Annotated in this window: 8 protein-coding genes; 4 read left to right on the top strand and 4 right to left on the bottom strand. The window is 74.3% G+C overall.

Annotation, left to right across the window (positions count from 1 at the left end; translation table 11 throughout):
- Positions 1-117: 117 nt before the first annotated feature.
- The 4 genes from rpsR to rpmG form a co-directional block, all read right to left on the bottom strand.
- Positions 118-354: a 30S ribosomal protein S18 gene (rpsR, locus tag ACSNOD_RS29300; protein ID WP_436770100.1), complete on the bottom strand. Its 237-nt coding sequence runs from the start codon at positions 352-354 to the stop codon at positions 118-120.
- Positions 355-518: 164 nt separating this feature from the next.
- A complete protein-coding gene (locus tag ACSNOD_RS29295) occupies positions 519-1,787 on the bottom strand; it encodes a CobW family GTP-binding protein (protein WP_436770099.1) in 1,269 nt (422 codons plus the stop codon).
- Positions 1,787-2,041: a type B 50S ribosomal protein L31 gene (locus tag ACSNOD_RS29290; RefSeq protein WP_436770098.1), complete on the bottom strand. Its 255-nt coding sequence runs from the start codon at positions 2,039-2,041 to the stop codon at positions 1,787-1,789. The genes ACSNOD_RS29295 and ACSNOD_RS29290 overlap by 1 nt, the downstream gene beginning before the upstream one ends.
- 24 nt (positions 2,042-2,065) lie before the next feature.
- Positions 2,066-2,230: a 50S ribosomal protein L33 gene (gene rpmG / locus ACSNOD_RS29285; RefSeq protein WP_436770097.1), complete on the bottom strand. Its 165-nt coding sequence runs from the start codon at positions 2,228-2,230 to the stop codon at positions 2,066-2,068.
- Between the two features lie 54 nt (positions 2,231-2,284).
- Between rpmG and rpmB the strand changes: the two genes are divergently transcribed.
- The 4 genes from rpmB to ACSNOD_RS29265 form a co-directional block, all read left to right on the top strand.
- Positions 2,285-2,521 (top strand): 50S ribosomal protein L28, encoded by a 237-nt coding sequence (gene rpmB, locus ACSNOD_RS29280; protein WP_436770096.1) that lies wholly within the window; start codon positions 2,285-2,287, stop codon positions 2,519-2,521.
- Positions 2,521-2,826, top strand: a complete 306-nt coding sequence (rpsN, locus tag ACSNOD_RS29275) for a 30S ribosomal protein S14 (protein WP_436770095.1) — start codon at positions 2,521-2,523, stop codon at positions 2,824-2,826. The genes rpmB and rpsN overlap by 1 nt, the downstream gene beginning before the upstream one ends.
- A 127-nt stretch (positions 2,827-2,953) precedes the next feature.
- Positions 2,954-3,514 carry a hypothetical protein gene (locus ACSNOD_RS29270; RefSeq protein ID WP_436770094.1) on the top strand — a complete coding sequence of 187 codons (561 nt, stop codon included), beginning with the start codon at positions 2,954-2,956 and terminating at the stop codon, positions 3,512-3,514.
- A gap of 88 nt (positions 3,515-3,602) precedes the next feature.
- The coding region (locus ACSNOD_RS29265; RefSeq protein WP_436770093.1) for a (2Fe-2S) ferredoxin domain-containing protein at positions 3,603-3,976 on the top strand (374 nt) is incomplete at its 3' end.

Here is a 3,976-nt window from a genome sequence, read left to right as displayed (position 1 = left end):
GGCGGCTGGCGGTATGGGGGGGGGGCGCGGGCGCGATGCGCCGGGTGGTGAGGCGGGAAACGGCAGGTGGGACGCGGGGTGCGGGAGTGGGGCGGAAGCGCGGGGCGTGGGGCCGGGTCAGCGGGAGGAGTACGGCAGCAGGGCCATCTCCCGGGCGTTCTTGATCGCGCGGGCCAGCATGCGCTGCTGCTGGGCGGTGACACGGGTCACCCGGCGACTGCGGATCTTGCCGCGGTCCGAGATGAACTTCCGCAGCAGATCGGTGTCCTTGTAGTCGACATAGGTGATCCCGGCCGCGTCGAGGGGGTTGGGGCGGGGCTTGGCGTTCTTGCGGCGGTCGTCGCGGCGGGGCATGGAGGGCCTTTCGTCCTCGGGGTGGGTGGGTCCACGAGACCCATGAGATCCACGGGATGTACGGGGTCTACGGGATCTATGGGATCTACGAGCGGGGTTCGGCAGCGGCCTACGAGACGCGGGCTCGGGCAGCGGCCTACGAGACGGGGGGCTCGGGCAGCGGTCTACGACACCGGGTCGAGCAGCGCGTCGAAGTCGCTGGGCAGCCGCCGCCACGCCTCGCGCCCGCCCTCGTACTCGGCGTCGGTGAGCAGGCAGGAGTCCAGCAGCTCCAGCAGGGCCTCGCGGTCCAGGTCGGGCGAGGTGAACACCAGGTGCTGGACGCGGTCGCCGTGCTCGGGGTGCCAGTCGAGCGCGGCGGCGGCCCGGCGCATCGGCGGCACCATCTCCCAGGCCGCGTCGGGCAGCGCGGCCAGCCAGGGGCCGGCGTTCTCGACGCAGAGCGCGCCGCCCGCCGCGTCCCAGGCCAGCAGGGTGTCCGGCCGGTCGGCCAGCCAGAACCGGCCCCGGCTGCGGGCCGCGGCACAGGAGAGGTCCTCCAGCGCGGCGTAGAGGCGACCGGGGTGGAACGGTCGGTTCCGCCGCCAGACGACGGTGGTCACCCCATGGGCCTCGGCCTCCTGGGGCAGCAGCGCGCAGGCCGGGTGCTGGCGGGCGGCCGCGGCCTCCACGTCGAAGCCGGCGAACGCCGCCTCGGCCAGGGCCCCGGAGGTGGTCGGCACCTGGCGCGCGGTGGGGTGGAGCTGGGTGAGCAGGGCGAGGTCGGCGGGGTCGACGGCGTCCATGGCGGCGGCGCCCTCGGGGTCGGCGGGACCGGCCGTGGAACCGGCCGGCCCGCTCGGCGCGATGGCCAGCACGGGCGCGTACTCCAGCTGGCGCGCCCACGTGTCCGCCACCGTGCGCTGATCGCCCGGGGCCGCCGCGAGGCCCGCCTCCGCGAGGTCGTCGCCGTTGCTCAGACAGGGCACGACCAGCGCCGGGTCGACGGCGGTGATCACGCCGGTGAGCTCCAGGGCGTCCCCGCTCAGCGCGGCGACCACCTCGGCCATGGCCTTGGGCTCCACGGAGTCCCAGAGCTCGACCACGGCGAGCCGGCACAGCCGGCCGTCGGCGAGCCGCTCCAGCTCGGGCACCAGGTCCTCGCGCAGGGCGCAGCAGGCACAGTTGTTGACCAGGGGCGCCTCGCCCGTGTCCAGGACGCCGCCGGTGTCGCGCACCGTGCGGCGAACCGTTCCCTCGGGGGCGGCGGAGAGGTCGTGATGGAGCGCGACGCTGCCGGGGACGGTGCGCAGCAGCCGCTCGACCGTCGCCCGCCGGGCGTCGGCGTGCAGTCCGCCGACGAGCACGACGGGCAGGCGGTCCCGGTCGTCCCGGCCGTCCCGACCGTCCCGGCCGTCACCGGCGCGCCGGCCGTCTCGGGGGTGCGGCTCCATCAGCGGGCCTCGCGCTTGCCGTAGCGGCGCTCGAACCGCTCGACGCGGCCGGCGGTGTCCAGCACGCGGGCGGTGCCGGTGTAGAAGGGGTGGCTCGCGGAGGAGATCTCCACGTCGACCACGGGATAGGTGTTGCCGTCCTCCCACACGACCGTCTTCTCACTGGTCGCCGTCGAGCGGGTGAGGAAGGCGAAGTCGGACGCGGTGTCGCGGAAGACGACGGGGTGGTACGGGGGGTGGATGCCGGGCTTCATCTCGTTCTCTCTCCTCCTCGACGCTCAGCGCTCTTCGCGGAACATCACGTGGCGGCGGGCCAGCGGGTCGTACTTGCGCAGCTGGAGCCGGTCGGGGTCGTTGCGGCGGTTCTTGCGGGTGACGTAGGTGAAGCCGGTCCCGGCGGTGGACCGGAGTTTGATCACCGGGCGGAGTTCGTTGCGGGCCATGGCGAGTACTATACAGAAATGGTTTCCATTTTCATTAGGAGGGATTGAGGGATCATGTCAGCGCACTGCCAGCTGACCGGGCGCGCGCCCGGCTTCGGCAACGCCATCTCGCACTCGCACCGCCGCACCAAGCGGCGCTTCGACCCGAACATCCAGCGCAAGCGCTACTGGCTGCCCAGCGAGAACCGCTACGTCCGGCTCACGCTGAGCGCCAAGGGCATCAAGACGGTGGACACGCTGGGCATCGAGAAGGCCGTGGCCCGCATCCGGGCCCGGGGAGAGCGGATCTGATGGCGAAGAAGAGCAAGGTCGCCCGCAATGAGTTCCGGCGCACGGTGGTCGCGACGTACGCGGCCCGGCGGGCGCTGCTGAAGGCGGTCATCCGCAACCCGGCCACGCCGGAGGAGGAAAGGGACGCGGCGCAGCGGGAGTTGCGCCGCCAGCCGCGGGACGCGAGCGCGACGCGCGTGCGCAACCGTGACTCGGTGGACGGCCGGCCCCGCGGCTACTTCCGCGCGTTCGGGCTCTCGCGGGTCCGCCTGCGGGAGCAGGCGCACGCGGGGTATCTGCCGGGGGTGCGGAAGTCGAGCTGGTAGCCCGGCCGCGGGGGCACGGGTGAGCGCGCCGTGACGCCGTGACGGAAAGCGGCCTTGTCATGGCCGGAACCAAGCGCTGGTAGGTTGGCGCGTCCTGCCATCATCCAGCGAACAGGGGAGAGACGGAGTGCTCAAGCACGCGCGAACAGCCGGTACGGTGGCGGCCCTCGGGGCCGTCCTGGTGCTCAGCGGTTGCGGCAGCGACGGCGACGCCAAGGGGGCCGACGGCGGCCGGGGCGCGGGCGGCGCGCCCACTCCCGGCGCGGCGCAGTCCCCCGGCGGGGGCGGCGGGCTGGCCAACGGCAACTGGGTGGCCAAGACCGCCGGCGGCACGTTCGTGCTCTCCGTCTCGAACGGCCAGGCGTCGCTGATCGGCTCGTACACCTGCGCGGGCAAGGTCACCGGCGACGGTGCGCCGAAGCTCGAACTCCGGTGCTCGGCCGGGAAGACGGAGCGGGCCAACGGCACGGTGGCCCAGGAGGACGGCGGCAAAACGCTCAAGGTCACCTGGGGCGGGGGCCTCGTCGACACGTTCCGGCAGGTGCCGGAGGGCGCGGCGTCCGGTGGGCTCCCCTCCGGCATGCCGTCGAACCTGCCGTCGGGGTTCCCGTCGGAGCTGCCGAGCGGGTTCCCGTCGGTGCTGCCGAGCGGAATGCCGAGCGCGCTGCCGGCGCGGCCGGCGTCCTGAGCGGGCGCCTCGGCCGAACGGGGCCGCCGAGTCGCGTGCCGTGGGCCGCCGTTGGGCGGACCGCGGCCCGCGCCGTACGATCCGAGGCGTGACCCGAGCTCCCATACGGTCGTTCACGGCCGCCCGCCCCTGCACCGTCGTGGTCTGCCGGGGGTGCTGCTGCGGCGACCCGGCCAAGCACCCGGACGTCGACCACCAAGGGCAGCTCGACCGGCTGCGGTCGGCGGCGGCGGAGTCGAACGGACGGCTGGCGGTCCGCACGTCCGACTGCCTGGGCCCGTGCGCGCAGGCGAACGTGGTCGTGGTGCAGCCCTCGACGGAGGGCCGCCGGGCCGGCGGCCGGGCCGCCTGGGTCGGCTGGGCGTCCGGGGACGACTGCCTCGACGACATCGTGACGTGGTGCGAGGCGGGCGGCCCGGGCAAGGCCCCCGCCCCACCGGCCCTGACCCTCCAGTTCGTCCC

The sequence above is a fragment of the Streptomyces sp. URMC 123 genome (assembly GCF_051386515.1).
Taxonomy (GTDB): Bacteria; Actinomycetota; Actinomycetes; order Streptomycetales; family Streptomycetaceae; genus Streptomyces.
The sequence above is the reverse complement of the archived record's forward strand: the minus strand, read 5'-3'. Positions and strand labels throughout refer to the sequence as shown.

Coding starts and splice junctions, on each gene's coding strand:
- rpsN (WP_436770095.1), top strand. CDS start 2,521: ATGGCGAAGAAGAGCAAGGTCGCCCGCAATGAGTTCCGGCGCACGGTG.
- rpmB (WP_436770096.1), top strand. CDS start 2,285: ATGTCAGCGCACTGCCAGCTGACCGGGCGCGCGCCCGGCTTCGGCAAC.
- rpsR (WP_436770100.1), bottom strand. CDS start 354: ATGCCCCGCCGCGACGACCGCCGCAAGAACGCCAAGCCCCGCCCCAAC.
- ACSNOD_RS29295 (WP_436770099.1), bottom strand. CDS start 1,787: ATGGAGCCGCACCCCCGAGACGGCCGGCGCGCCGGTGACGGCCGGGAC.
- rpmG (WP_436770097.1), bottom strand. CDS start 2,230: ATGGCCCGCAACGAACTCCGCCCGGTGATCAAACTCCGGTCCACCGCC.
- ACSNOD_RS29290 (WP_436770098.1), bottom strand. CDS start 2,041: ATGAAGCCCGGCATCCACCCCCCGTACCACCCCGTCGTCTTCCGCGAC.